The organism is Stenotrophomonas chelatiphaga (genome assembly GCF_032054965.1).
Lineage (GTDB): Bacteria > Pseudomonadota > Gammaproteobacteria > Xanthomonadales > Xanthomonadaceae > Stenotrophomonas > Stenotrophomonas chelatiphaga.
In genome coordinates this window covers 38353-60922 of the sequence record NZ_DAMBRS010000013.1, presented here as the reverse complement: position 1 = coordinate 60922, position 22570 = coordinate 38353, and the positions used below count along the sequence as shown (strand labels likewise).

The window sequence follows — 22570 nt, the reverse complement described above, 5'->3', positions numbered from 1 at the left end:
CGGCATCGCAGTGAGGTGATGTCGCGCAGGAGCCGCCCGGGAGGGGTGGCTCCTGATCGGTCTCAGGCCGCTTCGAAGCGGTTTTCGGCCACGTTCTTGCGCACGCTCTGCGGGTCCCAGATGCGTCCGTTCATCGCGATGTACACACCGGCCGGCAACGACTGCACCGCGCCGATGGCGCAGCCGATGTTGAACTCCGCATCGGATCCGCGGAAGCGGGCCGGGCTCAACGCGCCGGTCATCACGATGGTCTTGTCGGGGATGGTCGACAGCACCTTGCCGGTGGCCACCATCGAGTCGGTGCCGTGGGTGACCAGCACGTGGCGGGTCGGCTGGGCGGCGATGGTGGCACGGATCAGCTCGCGGTCGTCATCGCTGATATGCAGCGAATCCTTGCGCAGGATCGGAATGACGTTGAAGCGGAAGGTCACGCCGAGTTCGCGCAGGATCATGCCGATCTGCGGGTCGCCGATCTGGTAGTCCGATTTGTCGTCGAAGTAGATCTTGTCGATCGTGCCACCGGTGGTGACGATCAGGAGGTCTTCCATCATGGGCATGTCTTCGGAGCCTGGAACGGCGCTGCAGGAACAGGAACGCAGATGATACCGGCCCCCGGTGGGGGCGTCAGCGTTGCTTTCGGCTGAAACGGGCGCGCAGGCCGGGCAGGCTGCCGGCAAAGATCACCACCAGCGACAGGCCGATCGCCAGCCAGGCCAGCAGGCGCGTCCCGGCATCGCTCCAGGCGCTCATCACGCCATGGCTGAACCAGCCCAGCGCCAGCACGCAGGCCCAGAACCCGGCCTTGCGCCAGCCCATCCGCAGTGCAATCGCCAGCGCCAGCGGCGGGGCCGTGAACACCAGCTGGGTGGCCAGCCAATGACGGTCATTGAAGAACCAGCACGCGTACAGTGCGGCCAGCCCCAGCAGGGCGAGCAGCAGCACGCTGCGCGCGCCCGGGGCCATCAGGCCAGCCGCCGTGCGATATCGGCGACCCGACGGCCGAGCGCGCGCGCCAGCGTGGCTTCGTCTTCGCTGGGCTGTGGATCATCGCTGGCACCGGCGACATGGCTGGCACCGTACGGTGTGCCGCCGCTGGTGGTATGGCTCAGCGCGGCTTCGGTGAAGGGAATGCCGACGATCAGGCAGCCGTGGTGCAGCAGCGGCAGCTGCATGGACAGCAGGGTGGATTCCTGGCCGCCATGCATCGAGGCGGTGGAGGTGAACACTGCGGCCGGCTTGCCGGCCAGGGTGCCATTGACCCATTCCGCGCCCAGGCCATCCAGGAAGTGCTTCATCGGGGCGGCCATATTGCCGAAACGCGTAGGGCTGCCGAGCAACAGCCCGTCGCACTCGGCCAGGTCTTCCACGCTGACATACGGCGCGCCTTCATCGGGGACAGGCGGGCGCGCGGTCTGGGTGACGGCGGCCACGGCGGGCACGCTGCGCAGGCGCGCGCCCATGCCGGGGACCTCGCCGATGCCCCGCGCGATCTGCCGCGCCAGCCGTGCCACCGAACCGCCGCGGCTGTAGTAGAGCACCAGGATTTCGCCCATCACCAACCCGCTTTCTCGTCCAGGAGACGCCAGTATGGCTATCCTGCGGCCATCCTGCATCGGGTACCCTTGCGCCGATGGAACCGTTGAACACGATCAATCTATGGATGGAGCGCGCGCGCGACCGTCCGCGCGCGGCAAGCTTCGGCCGTTTCCTGTGGCGGCGCTTTCTTGATGACCGCCTGTTCCAGGCCGCTGCCGCCCTGGCCTACACCACCGTGTTCGCGCTGGTACCGCTGGCGATCGTGGTGTTCGGCGTGCTGTCCGCCTTCCCGGTGTTCGACCGCTGGAGCGACCAGCTCAGCGACTACGTGTTCTCCAACTTCGTGCCCAGCGCGGCGCGCGCGGCCGAAGGCTACCTGCGGCAGTTCAGCGCCAGTGCCGGGCAGCTCACCGCTGCGGGCTTCATCGCGCTGGTGATCTCGCTGTTGATCACGCTCAACAGCGTGGAAGAGACCTTCAACCAGATCTGGCGGGTGGGATCGTCGCGGCCCAAGCTGACCCGTTTCCTGGTCTACTGGACCGTGCTGACCCTGGGCGCGATGCTGGCCGCCGCCTCGCTGGCGGTGTCGGCGCGGGTCTTCGCGCTGCCCTTGTTCGGTACCCAGGAAGGGCAGTGGCTGGCGGACTTTTCGCTGCGGCTGGCGCCGGTGCTGATCGAGTTCGTCTGCATCACGCTGGTGTACCGCGTGGTGCCGCACCACACGGTCAAATGGAAGCATGCCGTGCCCGGTGCGATCCTGGCGGCGATCCTGCTGGAACTGGTGAAGTGGGGCATTGGTGCCTACCTGGGCAGCTTCCAGTCGTACCAGAAGCTGTATGGCACCGTGGCGTTCGTGCCGATCCTGCTGCTGTGGATCTACCTGTGCTGGGTGGCGGTGCTGCTGGGGGCCTCGCTGGCTTCTTCGATGGCCGCCTTCCGCTACCAGCCGGTGGAACTGCGACTGCCGCAGGGCTACGAGTTCTATGCGCTGCTGCGGCTGCTCGGGCGCTTCCAGCAGGCGCGCGCGCTGGGCAAGGCACTGGACGAAGACGAAATCCTGCAGCACGAGCCGATGATGACCGACTCGCTGCTGCAGCAGCTGCTGTGCGACATGGAGCGCATCGCGCTGGTGCGTCGCGTGGAGAGCGGCGAGTGGATGCTGGCACGGGACCTGGATCAGCTGACCCTGGGCGACCTGTACGAATCGACCCAGCTGCGCATCCCGGTGGCCGAACAGCACCTGCCGTATCGCCAGGACAGCCTGGGCCAGGCCGCGCTGGCGGCGCTGGACGAACTGCGCCTGCCACTGCGTGAGAAACTCAAGCGTCGCGTCAGCGACATCTATCCCCCCGGAGATACGCCCCGATGAGATGCACGTTGTTGGTCGTCACCCTGTCCGTGCTGCTGGCCGCCTGCAAGCCGGCCGCCGAGCCTGCTGCGAATGCGCCGGCCGCCACCCCGCCGGCGACCGATGCGACCCCGCCGGCGCCTGCCGCCGATCCGGATGCCGCGCTGGGCGCAGCCGATGGTGCCGCCGCCGCCGAGCGGGTCACCGCCGAGTTCCCGACGCTGAAGGTCAAGACCGTCGACGGCGCCGACTATGACCTGGCCGCGCACCGCGGCAAGTGGGTGGTGGTGAACTTCTGGGCCACCTGGTGCGCCCCGTGCCGCAAGGAGATGCCGGAACTGTCGGCGCTGCACGCGATGCGCAGCGAGATCGAGGTGGTCGGCCTGGCCTATGAAGAGATCGAACCGGCCGACATGCAGGCGTTCCTGAAGGAGCGGCCGGTGACCTATCCGATCGCCATCGTCGACCCGTACGATCCGCCGGCCGACTTCGCCACCCCGCGCGGCTTGCCGCTGACCCACCTGGTGGACCCGCAGGGCAAGGTGGTGCACTCGTTCGTCGGCCCGGTGACGGCGGCGGACATCGAAGCGCGTATCGCCAGCAGCAAGTCCTGAGACCCGCCGGCAGGCCGGGGGCCAGGTTTCTTCTGCAGCGCAGAAGGCACCTAGCCCCGAAGCGCTGGCTCAGTCGATCGGGAACGCCTCGATCGGTTCCAGCAGCGCGTAGTGCTCGCGGTGCAGCTTGCCTTTCAGCTTCGGCAGCTTCGGCAGCGCCTCGTCGACATGGGTATCGGGCAGCCGGTCGAGCAGGTTGCGCACCAGGGTCAGCCGTCCCGTGCGCTGGTCGTTGAAGTCCACCAGCGTCCACGGCGCACCGGGACGGTGGGTGGCCTCCAGCATGGCTTCGCGGGCCTGGGTGTAGGCCTCGTACTTGTCGCGCGACTGCAGGTCCACCGGTGACAGCTTCCAGCCCTTCAACGGATCGGCATGGCGCTCTGCGAAACGTTCCTCCTGCTGCGCCTGGTCAACCGCCAGCCAGTACTTGAACAGCAGGATGCCGTCGTCCACCAGCAGCTGTTCGAACACCGGTGCCTGCTGCAGGAACTGCCGGTACTGCGCATCGCTGCAGTAGCCCATCACCTGTTCCACGCCGGCGCGGTTGTACCAGCTGCGGTCCATCAGCACGATCTCGCCGGCGGCGGGCAGGTGGCTGGCGTAGCGCTGGAAGTACCACTGGGTGGCTTCACGGTCGGTCGGCTTGGGCAGTGCGACCACCCGGCATTGGCGTGGGTTGAGGTGCTGGCTGATGGCCTGGATGGCACCGCCCTTGCCCGCGGTATCGCGCCCTTCGAACAGCACCAGCACGCGCTGGCCGGTCAGCTGCACCCAGCGCGCCATGGTGGCCAGTTCCAGCTGCATCGGTTCCAGCAAGGCCTCGTAGGCCTTGCGCTTGAGCTTTGCCATCGGCGACTCCGGTCAGGGGGAAGCCGCAGTGTGCCGCGTGCGCGGTTCAGGCGGTGTGCGCGCCCTGCCAGCCGTGTTCGCCGGCCAGCTGCTGCAGCAGCCGGGACAGGTCGGCGGCGAAGCCGCCCATGTCGAACAGGCCGCTGCCGGCGCGTGCCTCGGCCAGCTGCGCGCGCAGCAGCGCCAGCGCGGCGGGGTCATTGCCCAGTGCCGTGGCGCGGGCGATGAAAGCGGCATCGTCGGCCACGTTCATCGCATGCAGGCCGAGGTGGTGGTTCAAGCTGCCGGCCACGCGCGCGGCGAAGGTGTCGCAGGGGCAGGTCAGGACCGGGCAGCCGGCCCACAGCGCATCCGATGCAGTGGTGTGCGCGTTGTACGGATGGGTATCCAGGAACAGGTCGGCCAGTGCATAGCGGGCCAGGTACTGCGCATGCGGCAGCTTGGCCATGAACACCAGCCGCGCCGGATCCACCCCGGCCGCGCGTGCCGCATCGCGCAGGCGGGCATCGGCGCGGCCCGGCCCGGACAGCAGCCACAGCACGCTGCCGGGCACGCCCTGCAGCACCTGCAAGGCACGCGCCACGCTGCGCGGATTCAATTTGTAGCTGTTGTTGAAACAGCAGAACACCACGCCGCGCTCCGGCAGGCCGCAGGCGGCGCGCGACGGTGCCGGCTGCAGCAGGCGGGTGTTGTCCGAAGGCTGGAAGGCACGCGGCAGGCGCAGCACGCGTTCGCTGAAGTGTGCGTCCAGCGCGGCCGGCAGCACGAACGCGTCGGCCAGCACCACGTCCATCCACGGCGCACCGGAGGTGCCCGGATACGCGAGCCAGTTGACCTGCAGCGGCGCCGGGCGCAGCGCCAGCACTTCCGGCGCACCGCCGCCGCCCCAGCCGCGCAGGTCGAACAGCACGTCGATGCCTTCGGCGCGGATCCGTGCCGCCACGTCGGCATGCCGCAGGCCGGCCACCTCATGCAGGCGGGTGGCGGCGGACAGGCGCTGCCGGATGGGGCTGCCATCGTCGCGGTTGAGCGCGAACAGATGGATATCCAGCGCCGGGTCCTGCCGCAGCTGTTCGAACACCGCCACGGTCAGCAGGCCGGTGGGGTGCGCGCCGAAGCCGTTGGAGAGCAGGCCGATCCGCAGCGGGCCGCGTTGCCGCACCGCGGTCGGCGGCAGCGGCCGCACGCCGCCGAACTGCGCCGCGCGCAGCCGCGCACAGGCCAGCTGTTCGGCGGCACTGGCGTCTTCGCTGAGGAAGGCGAACGGTTCCACCGCGCCGCGGCCGCTGGCCACGGCATCGCGGACCTGCCGCGACAGCGCATCGATGTCCTGCCAGTCGCACAGGCGGCGCTGCCAGGCCAGCCGCTGCGCGGCGATGTAGGGCTCGTCGGGCAACAGCGCGTGGGCGCGTCGGTACGCATCCGCCGCGCCTTCGGCATCGCCGGCATCTTCCAGCGCGTGGCCCAGCCACAATGCAATGCCAGGGTGCTGCGGCGCGCCGGCTGCGGCCTCGCCAAGCAGCTGGGCGGCATCGCCGTGCGCGCCGGCCATCCACGCCACCCGGCCCAGCCGGGCCAGCGCTTCGGGATGCCGCGGACGCAGCTGCAGGGCACGCCGCGCGGCCTGCTCACCGGCTGCCAGGTCGCCGGCTTCCAGTTCGGCATCGGCCAGCATCACCCAGGCGATGAAGTCCGCCGGCTGGCGGCGGACCGCCTGCTGCAGCTGCTGGCGCTGGCTGGCCGGCTGCATCAGGGGGACGCGGCCAGCTGGGCCAGGGCGTCGGCCTGGTGTTCCTGCGAAAGCCGCTGCAGCAAGGCATCCATGTCGCCGGCCATCACGTTGGGCAGGTCATACAGCGTCAGTCCCTCCACGCGGTGGTCGGTGATGCGGCCCTGCGGAAAACTGTAGGTGCGGATGCGCTGGCTGCGGTCGCCACTGCCGACCTGCAGGCGTCGCGATTCGGCCTGCGCTGCATCCTGGCGCGAACGCTCGGCATCCAGCAGCTGCGCTTTCAGGCGCTTCATCGCCTTGTCGCGGTTGGCATGCTGGCTGCGCTCGGTCTGGCATTCCACCACGACCCCGGTCGGGACATGGGTGATGCGGATGGCCGATTCGGTCTTGTTGACGTGCTGGCCACCGGCGCCGGAGGAGCGGAACGTATCCACCCGCAGGTCGGCCGGATTGATCTGTACCTCGTCGATTTCGTCGGCTTCGGGGATGATCGCCACCGTCGCCGCCGAGGTATGGATGCGGCCCTGCGATTCGGTCGCCGGCACCCGCTGCACGCGGTGCGTGCCGGATTCGAATTTCAGCCGCGAGAACGCGCCGCGCCCGACCACCCGGGCCACCACTTCCTTGTAGCCGCCGTGTTCGCCGGGGCTGTCCGATTCGACTTCCACCTTCCAGCCCTGGCGTTCGGCGTAGCGGGCATACATGCGGAACAGGTCGCCGGCGAAGATCGCCGCTTCGTCGCCGCCGGTGCCGGCACGTACTTCCAGGAACAGGTTGCCCTCATCACGCGGGTCGCGCGGGACCAGCAGCAGCGCCAGGTCATGGTCCAGCTGCGCCAGGCGGGCCTGCGCGGCGTCCACTTCCTCGTCGGCCAGCTCACGCAGGTCCGGGTCGGCGCGCATCGCCTCGGCGGCGGCAAGGTCGTCCTTGGCGCGGCGCTCTTCGGCCAGCGCGGTGGCGACCGGTTCCAGCTGCGCGAATTCGCGCGAAAGATCGCGGAAGCGCTTGTTGTCGGCCACCACGCTGGGGTCGGAAAGCAGGCGTTCGAGTTCTTCGCGGCGCTCGGCCAGCGCTTCAAGCTTACGGCGCAGGGTCGGCGTCATCAGGTCTCACGGCAGGATGGTGGTATCCCGGCTGCGCCGGGAACAGGCGCTCGGCGGCGCGGGTCAGGTCGGCATCGCCGGTCAGCGCGGCGGCGCGCAGGGCGGCGGTGGGCGGGTGCAGCAGGCGGTTGGTCAGGCCATGGGCGAGCAGTTCCAGTACTTCGTCGGCCGGCTTGCCGTTGGCCAGCTGCGCCCGCGCCCGTTCCAGCATTTCCGCGCGGGTGGTTTCGCCGAACGCGCGCAGCTGCTTCAGCGGCGCATGGTGCGCGCCCGCCTGCTGGGTTTCCACGAAACGGGCGACCTGCAGCTCGATGATGGCTTCGGCTTCAGCGGCGGCCTCGCGGCGCCCGCGGCGGTTGTCTTCCACCGCCCGTTCCAGGTCGTCCACGGTGTACAGGAAGGCATCGGCCAGGGCGGCCACGCTGGCTTCGATGTCACGCGGCACGGCCAGGTCGAACAGCAGCATCGGCTTGTGCCGGCGGGCACGCAGCGCCGCGGCCACCGCGTCGCGGTGGATCACCGGCTCGCGCGCGGCGGTGGCGGAGAACACGATGTCCGCTTCGGCAAGATGGCGGTCCAGCTCGGCCAGCGGCAAGGCCACCCCGCCGTGCCGGCTGGCCAGGTCCTGGGCGTGGGCCAGGGTGCGGTTGGCGATCAGCAGGCGGCGCACCTTGCCATCGCTGAGGTGGCGCGCGGCCAGTTCGATGGTTTCCCCGGCGCCGACCAGCAGCACGGTGGAATCGTCCAGCCGCGCGAACGAGTTCTGCGCCAGCCGCACGGCGGCAGAAGCCACCGAGACCGGATTGGCGCCGACCTGGGTATCGGTGCGGGCGCGCTTGGCCACCGAGAAGGTCTGCTGGAACAGCCGGTCCAGGCGCTGGCCGAGCAGGCCGTGTTCGCGCGCCACCGACCAGGCGTCCTTCACCTGGCCCAGGATCTGCGGTTCGCCCAGCACCATCGAATCCAGCCCGGTGGCGACCCGGAACAGGTGGCGCACCGCATCGGCGTCGGCATGCTGGTACAGGTAGCCCTGCAGGTCACCGGCCTGGCCCTGCAGCCACTGGTTCAGGGCGGCTTCGGAGTCGGCCACCGCATACAGTTCGGTGCGGTTGCAGGTGGACAGCAGCACTGCCTCGGCGATCTGCGGGGTGTCGCGCAGCGAACCGAGCGCGCGCGGCAACGCCTCACCGGCGAAGGCCGCGCGTTCGCGCAGGTCCACCGGTGCGGTCTGGTGATTCAGTCCGAGCACCCACAGGGTCATTGTTCAGTTGCTTGCGATAAGCTGCTGGCCATAGGCACACATTTTAAGGCCCCAATGCCGTCGATGCCCGCATTGATTCGCATCTCCAGTGTTCTGCTGCTCAGCCTGATGGCGGGCGAAGCGCTGGCAGCCCCCTCCATCGCCCGCGTGCTGGACCAGGCCGAACGTGCCCAGGAGCCTTCGCTGGAGCCTGCGCTGGTGGGCGAATTCGCCCTGCAGGCGGGCAAATTGCCCGACTCGGCGGCGCAGTACCTGCTGGCCGCGCAGGCCAGTGAAGGCGATGCCGGGCTGGCCGAACGTGCCACCCGGATCGCCATGCTGGCCAATGATGATGCGCGTGCCGCGCAGGCGCTGGCCCTGTGGCAGCAACGCGCACCGCGTTCGCTGGCGATGCGCAGCGCCGCCGCGGCGCTGGCGATGCGGCAGGGCAAGCCCGAGGTGGCGGAAGCCGAACTGAAGGCGCTGCTGGCCGCACCCGGCGAGGAAGGCTGGCGCTTCAGCCTGGCCGCGCTGGTCGGTGGTGGGCGCGACCCGGGAGTGCCGGCGCAGGTGCTGGAAGCCCTTGTCGAGGCCGATGCGATCCCCAACCGGATCGAGGTCTGGCAGGAGTTCGGCCGGCTGGCGATGCGCATGGACAAGCCGGAACTGGCCCAGCGCATGGTCGACCAGGTGGTGCGCCGCTTCCCGCAGGACCCGCGCGTGGCGCTGCTGCGGGCCAGCCAGCTGCAGCAGACCGGACACACCGCTGAAGCGGTGACCGTGCTGCAGGCACTGGAGCCGCAGACCCGCACCAGCGTCGACCTGCGCAATGCGGTGGCCATTGCCTACGACAGCATGAACGAGGCGGTGGCTGCCGAGCGCGTGCTGTCCAGCGGACCGCAGGACACCCAGACCTACGGCATGCGCGCATCGCTGTTGGCCAAGCAGGATGACGCCACCGCGCTGACCGCGCTGTACACCGAGCTGTCGCGTGCGGCCAGCAAGCCTGATCCGGCTCAGCGCCTGCTGCTGGGCAAGATCGCCGAATACCTCAAGCGCTACCAGGAGGCGGTGGACTGGTACCACAGCGTGCCCGGGGGCGAGGAACTGAGCGAAGCCCGGCTGCGCGCGGCCAACGCACAGGGCCTGCTCGGCAACCAGGCCAAGGCGCTGGAAGAGGTGCGCGCCGTGCAGTCCGACGCGGTGCTGGCCGAGGAAGCCCGCCGCGACGCCTACCTGCTGGAAGCCGAGCTGCGCCTGCGGGCCGGCGACGAGGCCGGCGAGCTGGACGCGCTGGCCCGTGGGCTGGCCGCGTATCCCGATGAAAACGCGCTGCTGTACGCCCGCGCGCTGGCCTGGGAGCGCCGCGATGACATCCCGCGTGCGGAGGCCGACCTGCGCAAGGTGCTGGTCACCGAACCTGAAAACGTCGCCGCGTTGAATGCCTTGGGCTACACCCTGGCCGACCGCACCCACCGCTACCAGGAGGCGCTGGAGCTGATCGACCGCGCCCGCGTGGCCGAGCCGGACAACCCGGCCATCATCGACAGCCATGGCTGGGTGCTGTATCGGCTGGGGCGCAACGAAGAGGCGCTGGTGCAGCTGCGTCGTGCCTACGGACTGGCCAAGGATGCCGAGATCGCCGTGCACCTGGGCGAAGTGCTGTGGGTGAGCGGCCGGCAGGACGAGGCGCGCCGTTACTTCGACGAGGCCGCCAGGCTGGACCCCGACAACCGCGCGCTGCAGCGCGTCCGCGAGACCCTGAAACCATGATGCATTCAATGACCCGGCCGCTGCTGTTGGCCGCGGCCACGGTGGCGCTGGCCGCCTGTACGTCGGTCGGCTCGCAGAAGACGCCGGTGCCGGACGTGGCCTATACCGTTTCGCCGGCCGCCGAACGTGCCGAAGCGGCACGCGTGCAGGCACTGCGGGCACAGCCGGACTGGTCGTTCCAGGGGCGGGTGGCGGTCAGCAAGGGAAAAAACGGCGGCAGCGGCCGGATCGACTGGGGGCAGCAGGGCAGTGCCTACCAGGTGCAGCTGAGCGCCCCGGTGACCCGGCAGAGCTGGCGCCTGCAGGGCGACGCCCTGCAGGGCAGCGGCCGGCTGGAAGGCCTGGACGGTGGGCCGCGCGAGGGTGCGGATGCGCAGGCCGTGCTGCTCGAGGCGACCGGCTGGGACATCCCGGTCAACCAGCTGCCCGACTGGACCCGCGGACTGGTGCTGGAAGGCAGCGGCGAAGCCGCCCTGCAGCGTGACGCCGAAGGGCGCCCGCGCCAGCTGCGGCAGGCCGGATGGCAGGTGGATTACCTGGACTGGTACCCCGCGCAGGACGGCCGGCAGTCGCTGCCGCGGCGCATCGAAGCCAGCAAGGGCGACGCCAAGGTGCGGCTGGTGGTCGACCAGTGGGGCGCGGCCAACCCATGAATCCGTCGTGTGATGACGCCGATGGCTGGTCCTGGTGGCCGGCGCCGGCGAAGCTGAACCTGTTCCTTCATATCACCGGCCGCCGCGCCGACGGCTATCACCAGCTGCAGACCGTGTTCCGGCTGCTGGACTGGGGTGACCGGATCGGCCTGCGGCTGCGCCAGGATGGGCAGATACGTCGCCAAGGGGCGTCGCTTCCCGGTGTCGCCGAGGCTGATGACTTGGCGGTAAGGGCGGCAGTTGCGCTCAAAAAAGCCGCGAAAACCGACCAAGGCGTGGATATCGTCGTCGAAAAGCACGTCCCAGCCGGTGGCGGCTTTGGCGGCGGATCGTCCGATGCGGCGACCGTGCTGGTGGCCTTGAACCGGCTGTGGCGCACCGGGCTGGACCCGGATGCGCTGGCCGCGCTGGGCCTGCAGCTGGGGGCGGACGTGCCGGTTTTCGTGCGCGGACACAACGCCTGGGCCGAAGGCATCGGCGAGCAGCTGACCCCCATCGACCTGCCACCGGCGTGGTATGTGATCGCCGATCCGGGGGTCCACGTGCCCACGCCGGCCCTTTTTGCAGATCCGGATTTGACGCGCGACAGTCCAATGGCGAAAATAGAGGACTTCGTTTCCGGATACCTGTCCGGCAATGCGTTCGAGCCGGTGCTGCGCCGCCGCGAGCCTGCCGTTGAGGCCGTGCTTGCTGCGTTGAGCGACATCGGCACGGCGCGGCTGACAGGATCGGGAAGTGGGTGCTTCGTCGAGTTCCCTTCGCAGCAGGCTGCGCAGGCGGGCAGGGCGGAGTTGTCCAAGGAGTTGCGGGCGTGGGTGGTGGCGGGCGTTGGCCGGTCACCACTGCTGGATGCACTCGAGCGTAACTGATTCATTTGATGCAGGGGCGTCGCCAAGAGGCCCAAGGCACCAGGTTTTGATCCTGGCATTCGGAGGTTCGAATCCTCCCGCCCCTGCCACTTGCGGCTTGGTCCGCGCCAACCAGCGCAGCTGTCTGCGCGGGACGTGGAAATGCCGTGGTGCAATCAGCCGCAGGGGCCTTCGGGTGCCTGGGGTAACCCGATCTCCGCCACTCGCCCCCGCCCGAGACAATCATGATGCAAGATTCGCCCAACCTGCTGGTGTTTTCCGGCAACGCCAACAAACGCCTCGCACAGAACATCTGCAAGGAACTGGGCGTGCGTCCGGGCAAGGCACTGGTGTCGCACTTCTCCGATGGTGAAGTGCAGGTCGAAATCGAAGAGAACGTCCGCAAGCAGGACGTCTTCGTGATCCAGCCGACCAGCGCACCGAGCGCAGAGAACCTGATGGAACTGCTGGTGCTGATCGACGCGCTCAAGCGCGCATCGGTAGCCAGCGTCACCGCCGTGGTGCCGTACTTCGGCTACTCGCGCCAGGATCGCCGCATGCGGTCTTCGCGCGTGCCGATCACCGCCAAGCTGGCAGCGAAGATGTTCAGCACCGCCGGTGCCGATCGGGTGCTGACCGTGGACCTGCATGCCGACCAGATCCAGGGCTTCTTCGACATCCCGGTGGACAACGTATATGCGTCGCCGCTGCTGCTCGCCGATATCTGGCGCGCCTACGGCACCGAAAACCTGATCGTGGTGTCCCCGGACGTGGGTGGCGTGGTGCGTGCGCGCGCCGTGGCCAAGCGCCTGGACGACGCCGACCTGGCGATCATCGACAAGCGCCGTCCGCGCGCCAACGTCTCCACCGTGATGAACATCATCGGTGACGTCGAAGGCAAGACCTGCGTGATGGTCGATGACATCGTCGATACCGCCGGCACCCTGTGCGCCGCTGCTGCTGCCCTGAAGGCGCGCGGTGCGCTTAAGGTCGCCGCGTACTGCACCCACGCGGTGCTGTCCGGCCCGGCGGTGGACAACATCACCAATTCCCAGCTCGATGAGCTGGTGGTGACCGACACCATCCCGCTGAAGGACGCCGCGCGCGTGTGCAGCAAGATCCGCCAGCTGAGCGTGGCGGAGATGCTGGCCGAGACGATGCGCCGCATCGCCTTCGGTGAGTCGGTCAGCTCGTTGTACGTGGATTGATTTTTTTTTCGTCCCCGCCGGTAACGGCAGGGACCTCCAAGGGCACTTCTGGTCGCGGAAGTGCCTTCATCCGCCCCGCCACACGGCAGGGCACCCAACAGGTAGTAGAAAATGTCCAAGACCCATGAAATCAAGGTCACCAAGCGTGAACTGCAGCGCAAGGGTGCGAGCCGCCGCCTGCGTCACGCTGGCGTGATCCCGGCGATCGTCTACGGCGGCAACGCCGAGCCGGTGGCCATCAGCCTTGACCACAATGAAATCTGGCTGGCCCAGTACAACGATTGGTTCTACTCGTCCATCCTGGACCTGAACCTCGATGGCAAGGTCGAGCGCGTGCTGCTGCGTGACATGCAGCGCCACCCGTTCAAGCAGCTGATCCTGCACCTGGATTTCCTGCGCGTGAACGAGAACGAAGTCCTGACCGCTTCGGTGCCGCTGCACTTCATCAATGAAGAAACCTCGCCGGCCGGCAAGGCTTCGGACATCGTGGTCACCCACGAAGTGAAGGAAGTCACCGTGTCCTGCCTGCCGAAGGACCTGCCGGAGTCGATCGAAGTCGACCTGGGCGCCCTGGAGGCCGGTGGCGTGATCCATCTGTCCGACCTCAAGCTGCCGAAGGGCGTTGAGCTGCCGGCGCTGGCGCTGGGCAAGGATCACGACGATGCCGTGGTCACCGCCAAGCACGGCAAGGAAGATGCTGCCGACGCTGCTGAAGACGCAGAAGCCGCAGAGTAATGCCGTTGCGGCGCCTGTCCTCCGGGACGGGCGCCGTACCTGCCGGCAGCGCTGGCAGGCCGTGACAGGAAGAGACAATGGCAGGATTGCGACTGATCGTCGGCCTGGGGAACCCAGGTGCCGAGCACGCCCGGACCCGGCACAACGCTGGGTTTCATTTTGTGGAGGCCCTGGCCGAAAAGGCGGGCGCACGCTGGAGCGTGGACAGCAAGCTGTTCGGCGAGACCGCCAAGGTCGATATCGCAGGCCAGCCGGTCTGGCTGCTGAAGCCGGCCACGTACATGAACCTCAGTGGCAAGTCGGTGACTGCCGCGCAGCGGTTCTGGAAGATCGAGCCCGAAGAAACCCTGCTGGCCCACGACGAACTGGACCTGCCGCCGGGTGCGGCGCGCTTGAAGTTCGATGGTGGCCACGGCGGGCAGAATGGCCTTCGCGATACCATCCGCCTGCTCGGGCATGGTCGCTTCCATCGCCTGCGCGTGGGCATCGGCCATCCCGGCCACAAGGATCGCGTGGTGCCGTGGGTACTGGGACGTGCATCGAAGGACGACGACGTGCTGATCGCGCGCGCCATCGATGATGCGATCGACGTGCTGCCGTTGGCGGTGCAGGGCGATTTCAGCGAGGCGATGAAGCGCCTGCACACCCCGAAGTAACCCAGAAGCGTGATGGCGCCGAGCCGTGCTCGGCGGCGGTACGACGAAAATGATTTGCCAAACAGCGCGTGCGCTTTTTCGCCAATCACTTTCACCCCAAAGGTTGTCGAACATGGGTATCAAATGCGGAATCGTCGGCCTGCCCAACGTGGGCAAGTCGACGCTGTTCAATGCGCTGACCAAGGCGGGTATCGCCGCGGCCAACTTCCCGTTCTGCACGATCGAGCCGAACGTCGGCATCGTGCCGGTGCCGGATCCGCGGCTGAACGAACTGGCGGGCATCATCAATCCGCAGAAGGTCATCCCGACGGCGGTCGAGTTCGTCGACATCGCCGGCCTGGTGGCCGGTGCGGCCAGCGGTGAAGGGCTGGGCAACAAGTTCCTGGCGCACATCCGCGAAGTGGATGCGATCACCCACGTGGTGCGTTGCTTCGAGAATGCCGACGTCATCCACGTCAACAACAAGGTTGATCCGCTGTCGGACATCGACACCATCGATACCGAGCTGGCGCTGGCTGACCTGGACAGCGTGGAGAAGGCGCTGAACCGCGCCGAGCGTTCGGCCAAGGGCGGTGACAAGGAGGCAGCGGCACGCAAGCCGGTGCTGGCCAAGCTGCAGGCGGCGCTGGCCGACGGCAAGGCCGGTCGTGCGGCCGGCCTGGACGAAGAAGAAAAGGCGCTGGTGCGCGATCTGTTCCTGCTGACGCTGAAGCCGGTGATGTATATCGCCAACGTGCTGGAAGATGGCTTCGAGAACAATCCGCACCTGGATGCCGTGCGTGCGCGCGCTGCCGAAGAGGGGGCCAAGGTGGTGCCGGTCTCGGCGGCCATCGAAGAAGAGCTGTCGCAGCTGGATGACGAAGACCGTGACACCTTCCTGGCTGATCTCGGCCTGCAGGAGCCGGGCTTGAACCGCGTCATCAACGCGGCTTACCAGCTGCTGGGCCTGCAGACCTATTTCACCGCTGGCGTGAAGGAAGTCCGTGCCTGGACCGTGCGCAAGGGGGCCACCGCGCCGCAGGCCGCCGCGGTCATCCACACCGATTTCGAGAAGGGCTTCATCCGCGCCGAAACCATCGCCTATGACGACTTCATCAAGTTCAAGGGCGAAGCCGGTGCCAAGGAAGCCGGGCGGTTGCGCCTGGAAGGCAAGGAATACCGCGTGCAGGAAGGCGACGTGCTGCATTTCCGCTTCAACGTCTGATCCTGCAACGGGCGATCGGAAGTCCCGCCTGCGGGCGAACGGCGGAGCCCCTCGTGGTGGGTCTCTGTGAGCGGTTTACCAGGGTGGGCCGGGCGCGAGGGGTTGGTGGGGGACGGCAAAAACCGCATCCATGCGGGCCTCGTTTCGCGCCATCCTTGGCGCTCAACGCCCCCATCAACCCCTCCCGCCCGGCCCTGACAATCCGCGCGCGCGCGTCCCGCCACGTTGAAGAAAAAAGCTTAAAGGATGGGTGGAGGGAGCCCCTGAGTCAGGGGCGGCCGCGAAGCGGCGGGGTGTGGGTGCTGGTGAGATGGGGCCCACGGTTTGCGCAGCAAAGCGTGGGAGCGGCAGCGCGAATGCGGTGACGTGGACCCGTGCCATGGATGGCGCGAAACGAGGCCCGCATGGACGCAGTTCTTGCCGTCCCCCATCCAGCATCGCCGCCCGGCTCCAGCCTGAGAACCCGTACTGCGCGACCCCCACGAGGGGCTGTGCCGTTCGCTGCTGCGATACATCGCTCGCTTGAGTGAGCGGCAGCATGCCTGAGCGCGGCACTTTTTCTGTGTGGACAAATAATGACCAGCATCTGAAACGCTTGCGGCGTGTGGCTCAGTGGCACTTGTCCACACCAAACCCCCATCGCTCTCCACGCGGGGTGTGGAAAACCGCGGCGGTGCGTGGACAAATAATCGCCACCTTTGGAAACGCTTGCGGCGTGTGGCTCAGCGCTACTTGTCCACACCAAACCCCCATCGCTCTCCACGCCGCGTGTGGAGAACCCGGCGCCGGCAGCGAAAGGCACTTGCCAACGGCCACGCCGCCGCGCAGCGTGTCGGCAACGATGGGGATGGAGTTGCCGAATGAACCTGCGCCTGGGAATGCTGTGCGTGCTGTTGACGATCTCCGGCACCGCTGTGGCGGCCGCCGCTGCGAAGGAGCCGCAGCCATTGCTGGTGATCCACGGAGGTGCCGGCGTGCAGCGCGCAGGGCTTTCCGCTGAGGAGGAGCGCGCCGCGCGCGAAGCGCTGCGCAGTGCGTTGCTGCAGGGGCATGCCGAGCTGAAGGCGGGCCGCCCAGCGCTGGCCGCGGTGACCCGGGCGATCACCGTGCTGGAGGACGATCCGACCTTCAATGCGGGGCGCGGTGCGGTATTCACCCATGACGGCCGCAACGAACTGGACGCGGCGCTGATGGAGGGCGCGACGCGCCGCGCGGGTGCGGTGGCGGGCGTGCAGCGGGTGCGCAACCCGATCCTGCTGGCGCAGGCGGTGATGGCGCACTCCGCGCACGTGATGATGGTCGGCCAGGGCGCCGAGGCCTTCGCGGCCGAACAGGGCGTCGCCCTGGTCGATCCGTCGTACTTCCGCACCGAAAAGCGCTGGCAGCAGCTGCAGCGCGCCCTGCAGGAGGAGAGGGCAGGGCAGGCGCATGCCGAGCTGGAAACCGCCCGGCACTTCGGCACCGTCGGCGCGCTGGCGCTGGATGCTGCAGGCACGCTCGCGGCGGGCACGTCGACGGGCGGCATGACCAACAAGCGCTATGGGCGGGTCGGCGACTCGCCGATCCTCGGCGCGGGCACCTGGGCCGACGAGGGCTGTGCCGTTTCCGGCACGGGTTGGGGCGAGTACTACCTGCGCACCGCGGCCGCGCACGAGATCTGCGCGCGCGTGCGGCTGGCCGGCGCGTCCGCCGCGCAGGCCGGCCGCGAAGTGATCAACGAAATGATTCCCGCGCTGGGCGGCGACGGTGGGGCGATCGTGCTCACCGCGAAGGGCGAAATCGGGCTGCCGTTCAACACCGAGGGCATGTATCGGGGCTGGATCGGCGCGGACGGTGTGCCGCATGTCGCGATCTTTGCCGACGAAGCGCTGCAGCCGCCCGGCCAATAACCTTGCGTATCAACGGGTTTGCGACAGCGTGTGAAAAAAAAGAAAAAACGTGTTGACAGACCCCCGCCGGATCAGCAGAATTGCGGGCTCACCACCACACACCGCAACGCTTCGGCGCCACGGCATGGGGTGGTAAGGAGGGATACCCAAGCGGCCAACGGGGGCAGACTGTAAATCTGCTGGCTTACGCCTTCGGTGGTTCGAATCCACCTCCCTCCACCAGTTTCACGTAGTTTCACGTTGTGGCAATTCCCGGTGCGGGAGTAGTTCAATGGTAGAACTTCAGCCTTCCAAGCTGATTGTGCGGGTTCGATTCCCGTCTCCCGCTCCATTGAATGTTTAGAACTTTGAAGATATTTCAGTTCATGCCATAATGCAAAACTCGCTCACGTAGCTCAGTCGGTAGAGCACTTCCTTGGTAAGGAAGAGGTCGAAGGTTCGATTCCTTTCGTGAGCACCATCTTCAGCACCACCCCAAGACGAATTCGAGATAAGCAGCCATGGCCAAGGGTAAGTTCGAGCGCACCAAGCCGCACGTCAACGTCGGCACCATCGGTCACGTCGATCACGGCAAGACCACGCTGACCGCCGCACTGACCAAGATCGGTGCCGAGCGCTTCGGTGGCGAGTTCAAGGATTACTCCGCGATCGACGCCGCGCCGGAAGAAAAGGCACGTGGCATCACGATCTCGACCGCACACGTCGAATACGAATCCACCGTCCGTCACTACGCCCACGTCGATTGCCCGGGCCATGCTGACTACGTCAAGAACATGATCACCGGTGCTGCGCAGATGGACGGCGCGATCCTGGTCTGTTCCGCTGCTGACGGCCCGATGCCGCAGACCCGCGAGCACATCCTGCTGTCGCGCCAGGTCGGCGTGCCGTACATCGTCGTGTTCCTGAACAAGGCCGACATGGTCGACGACGCAGAGCTGCTTGAGCTGGTCGAAATGGAAGTGCGCGAGCTGCTGAGCAAGTACGACTTCCCGGGCGACGACACCCCGATCATCGCTGGTTCGGCCCGTCTGGCGCTGGAAGGCGACCAGAGCGACATCGGCGTGCCGGCCGTGATCAAGCTGGTCGAAGCCCTGGACAGCTGGATTCCGCTGCCGGAGCGTGACGTCGACAAGCCGTTCCTGATGCCGGTGGAAGACGTGTTCTCGATCTCGGGCCGCGGCACCGTGGTGACCGGTCGTATCGAGCGCGGCGTGATCAAGGTCGGCGAAGAAATCGAAATCGTCGGTATCCGTGACACCGTCAAGACCACCGTCACCGGTGTGGAAATGTTCCGCAAGCTGCTCGACCAGGGTCAGGCAGGCGACAACGCCGGTCTGCTGCTGCGCGGCACCAAGCGTGACGACGTGCAGCGCGGTCAGGTCCTGTGCAAGCCGGGTTCGATCAAGCCGCACACCGAGTTCGAAGGCGAAGTGTACGTGCTGTCGAAGGATGAGGGCGGCCGTCACACCCCATTCTTCAACGGCTACCGTCCGCAGTTCTACTTCCGCACCACCGACATCACCGGCGCAGCCAAGCTGCCGGAAGGTGTTGAAATGGTGATGCCGGGCGACAACGTGAAGATGGTTGTCACCCTGATCAACCCGGTCGCCATGGACGAAGGCCTGCGCTTCGCCATCCGTGAAGGCGGTCGTACCGTCGGCGCCGGCGTGGTCTCCAAGATCATCAAGTAATCTGCACTACCGGCGGTTTTTCTAAAGCTGCCGGTCGCGCGAGTGGCGGGCCGGGAACCTCGGTCCGCCTTCGCCGTCTAAGGCAAGGCAAAGTTTATAACGTACGCCAGTAGCTCAATTGGCAGAGCAGCGGTCTCCAAAACCGCAGGTTGGGGGTTCGAGTCCCTCCTGGCGTGCCATCTGCCTTCCTAACCAGCGGTCCGCCGCTAAAGCAGCCCGAGCCGGATGAACAGCAAGATCGAACACTCCAAGGATACGTCCACTTCTGGTGGAGACCTCGTCAAGTACGTCGCCGCAGCCCTGCTGGTGCTGGCCGGACTGTTCGTGTGGTTCTGGTTCTCCGCAGACTCCGGTCGTGCCGCCCAGCTGGGTGCCTGGACCGCTCAGATCCGCGCGCTTGCCGTCATTGCCGGCCTGGCGGGCGGTATTGCCGTTTTCATGCTGACCGGGAAGGGTCGCGATACCCGCGAGTTCCTGTCCGAGTCGCGTTTCGAACTGCGCAAAGTGGTCTGGCCGACGCGCCAGGAAGCCATCCGGATGACCTGGGTCGTCATCGTTGTTGTGATCATCCTCAGCCTGCTGCTGGGTGGGTTCGACTTCGTCATTCAGAAACTGACTCAGCTGTTCCTGAGCCGGTAAGGAGATACCCATGAAGCGCTGGTACGTTGTTCACGCCTATTCAGGCTTCGAGAAGTCGGTTGCGCAGGCCCTGCGCGATCGCATCGTTCGTGAAGAGAAGCAGGAGCTGTTTGGTGATGTGCTGGTCCCGACCGAAGAAGTGGTCGAGATGCGCGCTGGCCAGAAGCGCCGCTCCGAACGGAAGTTCTTCCCCGGCTACGTGCTGGTCCAGATCGAGACCCACGAAGAAGGCGGCATTCCGCGCATCGACAGCGAGAGCTGGCACTTGGTGAAGGACACCTCCCGCGTGCTGGGCTTCATCGGTGGCACCGCTGATCGTCCGCTGCCGATTGCCGATTCGGAGGCCGAGGCCATCCTGAACCGGGTCCAGGACGGTATCGAGAAGCCGCGTCCGAAGGTGCTGTTCGAGCCGGGCCAGATGGTCCGCGTCACCGACGGCCCGTTCAACGACTTCAATGGCGTCGTGGAAGAAGTCAATTACGAGAAGAGCCGCCTGCGCGTCTCGGTGCTGATCTTCGGTCGCGCCACCCCGGTCGAGCTCGAGTTCGGCCAGGTCGAGAAGGCCACGGGCTGATCGCCGCAGCGCCAGGCACCGCCTGGCGTTCATGTTGCCAGTGTGGACGCTTCGTCAAAGCGCTGGTATAGTGCCCGGCTTCCTGCCAGGAATCTGGCAAAAGTGAAGGCCGCCGAAAGGTGGCCTTCTGCATGTATTCAAAAACGCGATGCCGGGACGCGTGATTCCCGGTCCGATGGGGAGCCTGTTGTCGTAAGGCGCTAGCACCCGGAGAGCATACTCATGGCAAAGAAAGTTGTCGGTTACATCAAACTGCAGGTGAAGGCCGGTCAGGCCAACCCCTCGCCGCCGGTCGGTCCTGCGCTGGGTCAGCGCGGCCTGAACATCATGGAATTCTGCAAGGCCTTCAATGCCGCCACGCAGAAGCTCGAGCCGGGTCTGCCGGTTCCGGTGATCATCACGGCCTATTCGGACCGTACGTTCACCTTCATCACCAAGAGCACCCCGGCGACCACCCTGCTGAAGAAGGCTGCTGGCATCTCGTCGGGCTCCAAGCGCCCGAACACCGAGAAGGTCGGCAAGGTCACCCGCAAGCAGCTGGAAGAGATCGCCAAGGCGAAGGAACCCGACCTGACCGCCGCTGACCTGGACGCCGCCGTGCGTACCATCGCCGGCTCGGCCCGTTCTATCGGCATCGTGGTGGAGGGCTAATAACATGGCACTGAACAAGCGTGAGAAGGCCCTGAAGGCCGCCGTCGTCCCGGGCAAGTCGTATGGCTTCGAAGACGCGATCAAGATCCTGAAGACCACCGCCAGCGCCAAGTTCGTCGAGTCGATCGACGTGGCTGTGCGCCTGGGCGTGGACGCCAAGAAGTCCGACCAGCAGGTGCGCGGTTCCACCGTGCTGCCGGCCGGTACCGGCAAGTCGGTCCGCGTTGCGGTGTTCGCACCGGCCGGTGCCAAGGCTGACGAAGCCCTGGCCGCTGGCGCCGAAGCCGTCGGCATGGACGACCTGGCCGAAAAGATGCAGGCCGGTGATCTGAACTATGACGTCGTGATCGCGACCCCGGACGCCATGCGCGTCGTGGGTAAGCTGGGCACCGTGCTCGGCCCGCGCGGCCTGATGCCGAACCCGAAGGTCGGCACCGTCTCGGCCAACCCGGGTGAAGCCGTCAAGAACGCCAAGTCGGGCCAGGTGCGTTACCGCACCGACAAGGCCGGCATCATCCACTGCACCATCGGCAAGGCCAGCTTCGAAGACGAAGCGCTGAAGTCGAACCTGCAGGCGCTGCTGCTGGACCTGATCAAGGCCAAGCCGGCCACCTCGAAGGGCCTGTACCTGCAGAAGGTGTCGGTCAGCTCGACGATGGGCCCGGGCGTCACCGTCGACCAGTCGACCCTGACCCTGAAGTAAGTGTTTGAAGCGGATGTGGAGCCCCCGGGTTCCGCATCCGTCCCATTTGAAGGCAACCGCCGGCAGCGCATCGCCGGTGGCAGCCGTCAAAGACCGCAGGTGCGGTCGTGGCATGCCGGCGACGGGCACGGAAGCTCGATTTGGCAGGGAGTCGCCGCCGGAGCAGTCACGAACGCTTAATCGATCCGTCCGGATCACCCTGCGTAGATGGTGCCCTTCTGGAGTTTTTCTGGTTTACGCAATTCTGGTTTGATACCAGGTTGAGTCCAGGTCTGGAACGGCCCACCCCCCGGAACATCAACCCGATGTTCCCGGTGTCCAGGAAGGACGCCGCCCAGGACCGCAAACGGCAGGAGCCGTAAGCGGAGTTCAATCGGAGGAGTGCAATGGCTCTCAATCTGTCCCAGAAGCAAGAAGTAGTCGCGGAGCTGGCAGACGTCGCCGCCAAGGCCCACTCCTTGATCGCAGCCGAATACGCTGGCACCACGGTCTCCCAGATGACCGCGATGCGCAAGCAGGCTCGTGAAACCGGCGTTTTCTTGAAAGTCGTCAAGAACACCCTGGCCTCGCGTGCTGTTGAAGGCACCGAATTCGCATGTGCACAGGACAAGCTGGTCGGTCCGCTGCTGTATGCGTTCTCGCTCGAGGAGCCCGGCGCAGCCGGTCGCCTGATCAAGGAATTCGCCAAGGGCAACGATAAGCTGCAGCCCAAGGTCGTCGCCATTGGTGGCGAAGTGTTCCCGGCAAGCCACGTTGACGTGTTGGCCTCGCTGCCGACCCTCGACCAGGCCCTGGCAATGCTGGCACGCGTCCTGACCGAGCCGGTCACGATGTTCGCGCGCGCCAACAAGGCACTGGCGGATCAGCTGGGTGGTGGCGAAGCCGCTGCTGCTGCTGAGCCGGTCGCCGAGACCGCCTGAGTTT

The 22570-nt window shown here is 66.9% G+C and carries 23 protein-coding genes and 5 tRNA genes; 21 read left to right on the top strand and 7 right to left on the bottom strand.

Going from position 1 to position 22570, the window contains the following annotated elements; genetic code table 11:
- Positions 1 to 62: 62 nt before the first annotated feature.
- From RTX79_RS14875 to wrbA, 3 genes are all read right to left on the bottom strand, one after another.
- Positions 63 to 548, bottom strand: a complete 486-nt coding sequence (locus tag RTX79_RS14875; protein ID WP_057508134.1) for an asparaginase domain-containing protein — start codon at positions 546 to 548, stop codon at positions 63 to 65.
- Positions 549 to 624: 76 nt separating this feature from the next.
- Positions 625 to 963, bottom strand: a complete 339-nt coding sequence (locus tag RTX79_RS14870) for a DUF2069 domain-containing protein (RefSeq protein ID WP_083491972.1) — start codon at positions 961 to 963, stop codon at positions 625 to 627.
- The gene (wrbA, locus tag RTX79_RS14865; RefSeq protein ID WP_312684604.1) at positions 963 to 1553 is read right to left on the bottom strand and encodes an NAD(P)H:quinone oxidoreductase; all 591 of its coding nucleotides are present in this window, start codon (positions 1551 to 1553) and stop codon (positions 963 to 965) included. Before wrbA ends, RTX79_RS14870 begins: the two co-directional genes overlap by 1 nt.
- A gap of 77 nt (positions 1554 to 1630) precedes the next feature.
- Here wrbA and RTX79_RS14860 point away from each other — a divergent pair, with 77 nt between their 5' ends.
- Together RTX79_RS14860 and RTX79_RS14855 are read left to right on the top strand one after the other, a co-directional pair.
- Complete coding sequence (locus RTX79_RS14860) at positions 1631 to 2905, top strand: YihY family inner membrane protein (protein WP_057508122.1); 1275 nt, start codon at positions 1631 to 1633, stop codon at positions 2903 to 2905.
- The gene (locus RTX79_RS14855; protein WP_312684548.1) at positions 2902 to 3498 is read left to right on the top strand and encodes a TlpA family protein disulfide reductase; all 597 of its coding nucleotides are present in this window, start codon (positions 2902 to 2904) and stop codon (positions 3496 to 3498) included. Before RTX79_RS14860 ends, RTX79_RS14855 begins: the two co-directional genes overlap by 4 nt.
- A 69-nt stretch (positions 3499 to 3567) precedes the next feature.
- On the opposite strand, the gene ppk2 is transcribed toward RTX79_RS14855, so the two are convergent.
- The 4 genes from ppk2 to hemA are packed head-to-tail and all read right to left on the bottom strand — an operon-like array spanning position 3568 to position 8443.
- A complete protein-coding gene (gene ppk2 / locus RTX79_RS14850; protein ID WP_312684547.1) occupies positions 3568 to 4347 on the bottom strand; it encodes a polyphosphate kinase 2 in 780 nt (259 codons plus the stop codon).
- Positions 4348 to 4393: 46 nt separating this feature from the next.
- The gene (locus tag RTX79_RS14845; RefSeq protein ID WP_312684546.1) at positions 4394 to 6097 is read right to left on the bottom strand and encodes a tetratricopeptide repeat protein; all 1704 of its coding nucleotides are present in this window, start codon (positions 6095 to 6097) and stop codon (positions 4394 to 4396) included.
- Positions 6097 to 7182, bottom strand: a complete 1086-nt coding sequence (prfA, locus tag RTX79_RS14840) for a peptide chain release factor 1 (RefSeq protein ID WP_123698705.1) — start codon at positions 7180 to 7182, stop codon at positions 6097 to 6099. The genes RTX79_RS14845 and prfA overlap by 1 nt, the downstream gene beginning before the upstream one ends.
- Entirely contained in the window at positions 7160 to 8443 is a 1284-nt protein-coding gene (gene hemA, locus RTX79_RS14835) for a glutamyl-tRNA reductase (RefSeq protein WP_312684544.1), read from the bottom strand. The genes prfA and hemA overlap by 23 nt, the downstream gene beginning before the upstream one ends.
- A gap of 63 nt (positions 8444 to 8506) precedes the next feature.
- Here hemA and RTX79_RS14830 point away from each other — a divergent pair, with 63 nt between their 5' ends.
- The 19 genes from RTX79_RS14830 to rplJ all read left to right on the top strand — a co-directional run bounded on the left by RTX79_RS14830 (position 8507) and on the right by rplJ (position 22566).
- A complete protein-coding gene (locus tag RTX79_RS14830) occupies positions 8507 to 10195 on the top strand; it encodes a tetratricopeptide repeat protein (protein WP_312684543.1) in 1689 nt (562 codons plus the stop codon).
- On the top strand, positions 10195 to 10848 hold the full coding sequence (gene lolB / locus RTX79_RS14825) for a lipoprotein insertase outer membrane protein LolB (RefSeq protein ID WP_428696017.1): 654 nt from the start codon (positions 10195 to 10197) through the stop codon (positions 10846 to 10848). Before RTX79_RS14830 ends, lolB begins: the two co-directional genes overlap by 1 nt.
- Positions 10845 to 11717 (top strand): 4-(cytidine 5'-diphospho)-2-C-methyl-D-erythritol kinase, encoded by an 873-nt coding sequence (gene ispE / locus RTX79_RS14820; protein WP_312684603.1) that lies wholly within the window; start codon positions 10845 to 10847, stop codon positions 11715 to 11717. The genes lolB and ispE overlap by 4 nt, the downstream gene beginning before the upstream one ends.
- Before the next feature lie 12 nt (positions 11718 to 11729).
- Positions 11730 to 11806: transfer RNA gene (locus tag RTX79_RS14815), tRNA-Gln, on the top strand.
- A gap of 138 nt (positions 11807 to 11944) precedes the next feature.
- Positions 11945 to 12904 carry a ribose-phosphate diphosphokinase gene (locus tag RTX79_RS14810; protein WP_042614861.1) on the top strand — a complete coding sequence of 320 codons (960 nt, stop codon included), beginning with the start codon at positions 11945 to 11947 and terminating at the stop codon, positions 12902 to 12904.
- A gap of 111 nt (positions 12905 to 13015) precedes the next feature.
- Positions 13016 to 13639, top strand: a complete 624-nt coding sequence (locus RTX79_RS14805) for a 50S ribosomal protein L25/general stress protein Ctc (protein ID WP_042614860.1) — start codon at positions 13016 to 13018, stop codon at positions 13637 to 13639.
- A 77-nt stretch (positions 13640 to 13716) separates the two neighbouring features.
- Positions 13717 to 14295 (top strand): aminoacyl-tRNA hydrolase, encoded by a 579-nt coding sequence (pth, locus tag RTX79_RS14800; protein ID WP_042614859.1) that lies wholly within the window; start codon positions 13717 to 13719, stop codon positions 14293 to 14295.
- A gap of 112 nt (positions 14296 to 14407) precedes the next feature.
- A complete protein-coding gene (ychF, locus tag RTX79_RS14795) occupies positions 14408 to 15499 on the top strand; it encodes a redox-regulated ATPase YchF (RefSeq protein WP_309687882.1) in 1092 nt (363 codons plus the stop codon).
- An 860-nt stretch (positions 15500 to 16359) separates the two neighbouring features.
- On the top strand, positions 16360 to 17388 hold the full coding sequence (locus RTX79_RS14790) for an isoaspartyl peptidase/L-asparaginase family protein (protein WP_312684538.1): 1029 nt from the start codon (positions 16360 to 16362) through the stop codon (positions 17386 to 17388).
- Between the two features lie 136 nt (positions 17389 to 17524).
- Positions 17525 to 17610: transfer RNA gene (locus RTX79_RS14785), tRNA-Tyr, on the top strand.
- 35 nt (positions 17611 to 17645) lie between these two features.
- A tRNA-Gly gene (locus tag RTX79_RS14780) sits at positions 17646 to 17719 on the top strand.
- Between the two features lie 53 nt (positions 17720 to 17772).
- Positions 17773 to 17848, top strand: a tRNA-Thr gene (locus RTX79_RS14775).
- Positions 17849 to 17888: 40 nt separating this feature from the next.
- Positions 17889 to 19079 carry an elongation factor Tu gene (gene tuf / locus RTX79_RS14770; RefSeq protein ID WP_101098575.1) on the top strand — a complete coding sequence of 397 codons (1191 nt, stop codon included), beginning with the start codon at positions 17889 to 17891 and terminating at the stop codon, positions 19077 to 19079.
- A 103-nt stretch (positions 19080 to 19182) separates the two neighbouring features.
- Positions 19183 to 19258: transfer RNA gene (locus RTX79_RS14765), tRNA-Trp, on the top strand.
- A gap of 46 nt (positions 19259 to 19304) precedes the next feature.
- Entirely contained in the window at positions 19305 to 19718 is a 414-nt protein-coding gene (secE, locus tag RTX79_RS14760; protein ID WP_312684537.1) for a preprotein translocase subunit SecE, read from the top strand.
- A 10-nt stretch (positions 19719 to 19728) separates the two neighbouring features.
- Positions 19729 to 20292, top strand: a complete 564-nt coding sequence (nusG, locus tag RTX79_RS14755) for a transcription termination/antitermination protein NusG (RefSeq protein ID WP_042615323.1) — start codon at positions 19729 to 19731, stop codon at positions 20290 to 20292.
- A 222-nt stretch (positions 20293 to 20514) separates the two neighbouring features.
- Positions 20515 to 20943, top strand: a complete 429-nt coding sequence (gene rplK / locus RTX79_RS14750; protein WP_042615322.1) for a 50S ribosomal protein L11 — start codon at positions 20515 to 20517, stop codon at positions 20941 to 20943.
- 4 nt (positions 20944 to 20947) lie between these two features.
- Positions 20948 to 21646 (top strand): 50S ribosomal protein L1, encoded by a 699-nt coding sequence (rplA, locus tag RTX79_RS14745; protein ID WP_042615321.1) that lies wholly within the window; start codon positions 20948 to 20950, stop codon positions 21644 to 21646.
- A 386-nt stretch (positions 21647 to 22032) separates the two neighbouring features.
- Positions 22033 to 22566 carry a 50S ribosomal protein L10 gene (gene rplJ, locus RTX79_RS14740; protein WP_057687563.1) on the top strand — a complete coding sequence of 178 codons (534 nt, stop codon included), beginning with the start codon at positions 22033 to 22035 and terminating at the stop codon, positions 22564 to 22566.
- The last annotated feature ends 4 nt before the right edge of the window (positions 22567 to 22570 follow it).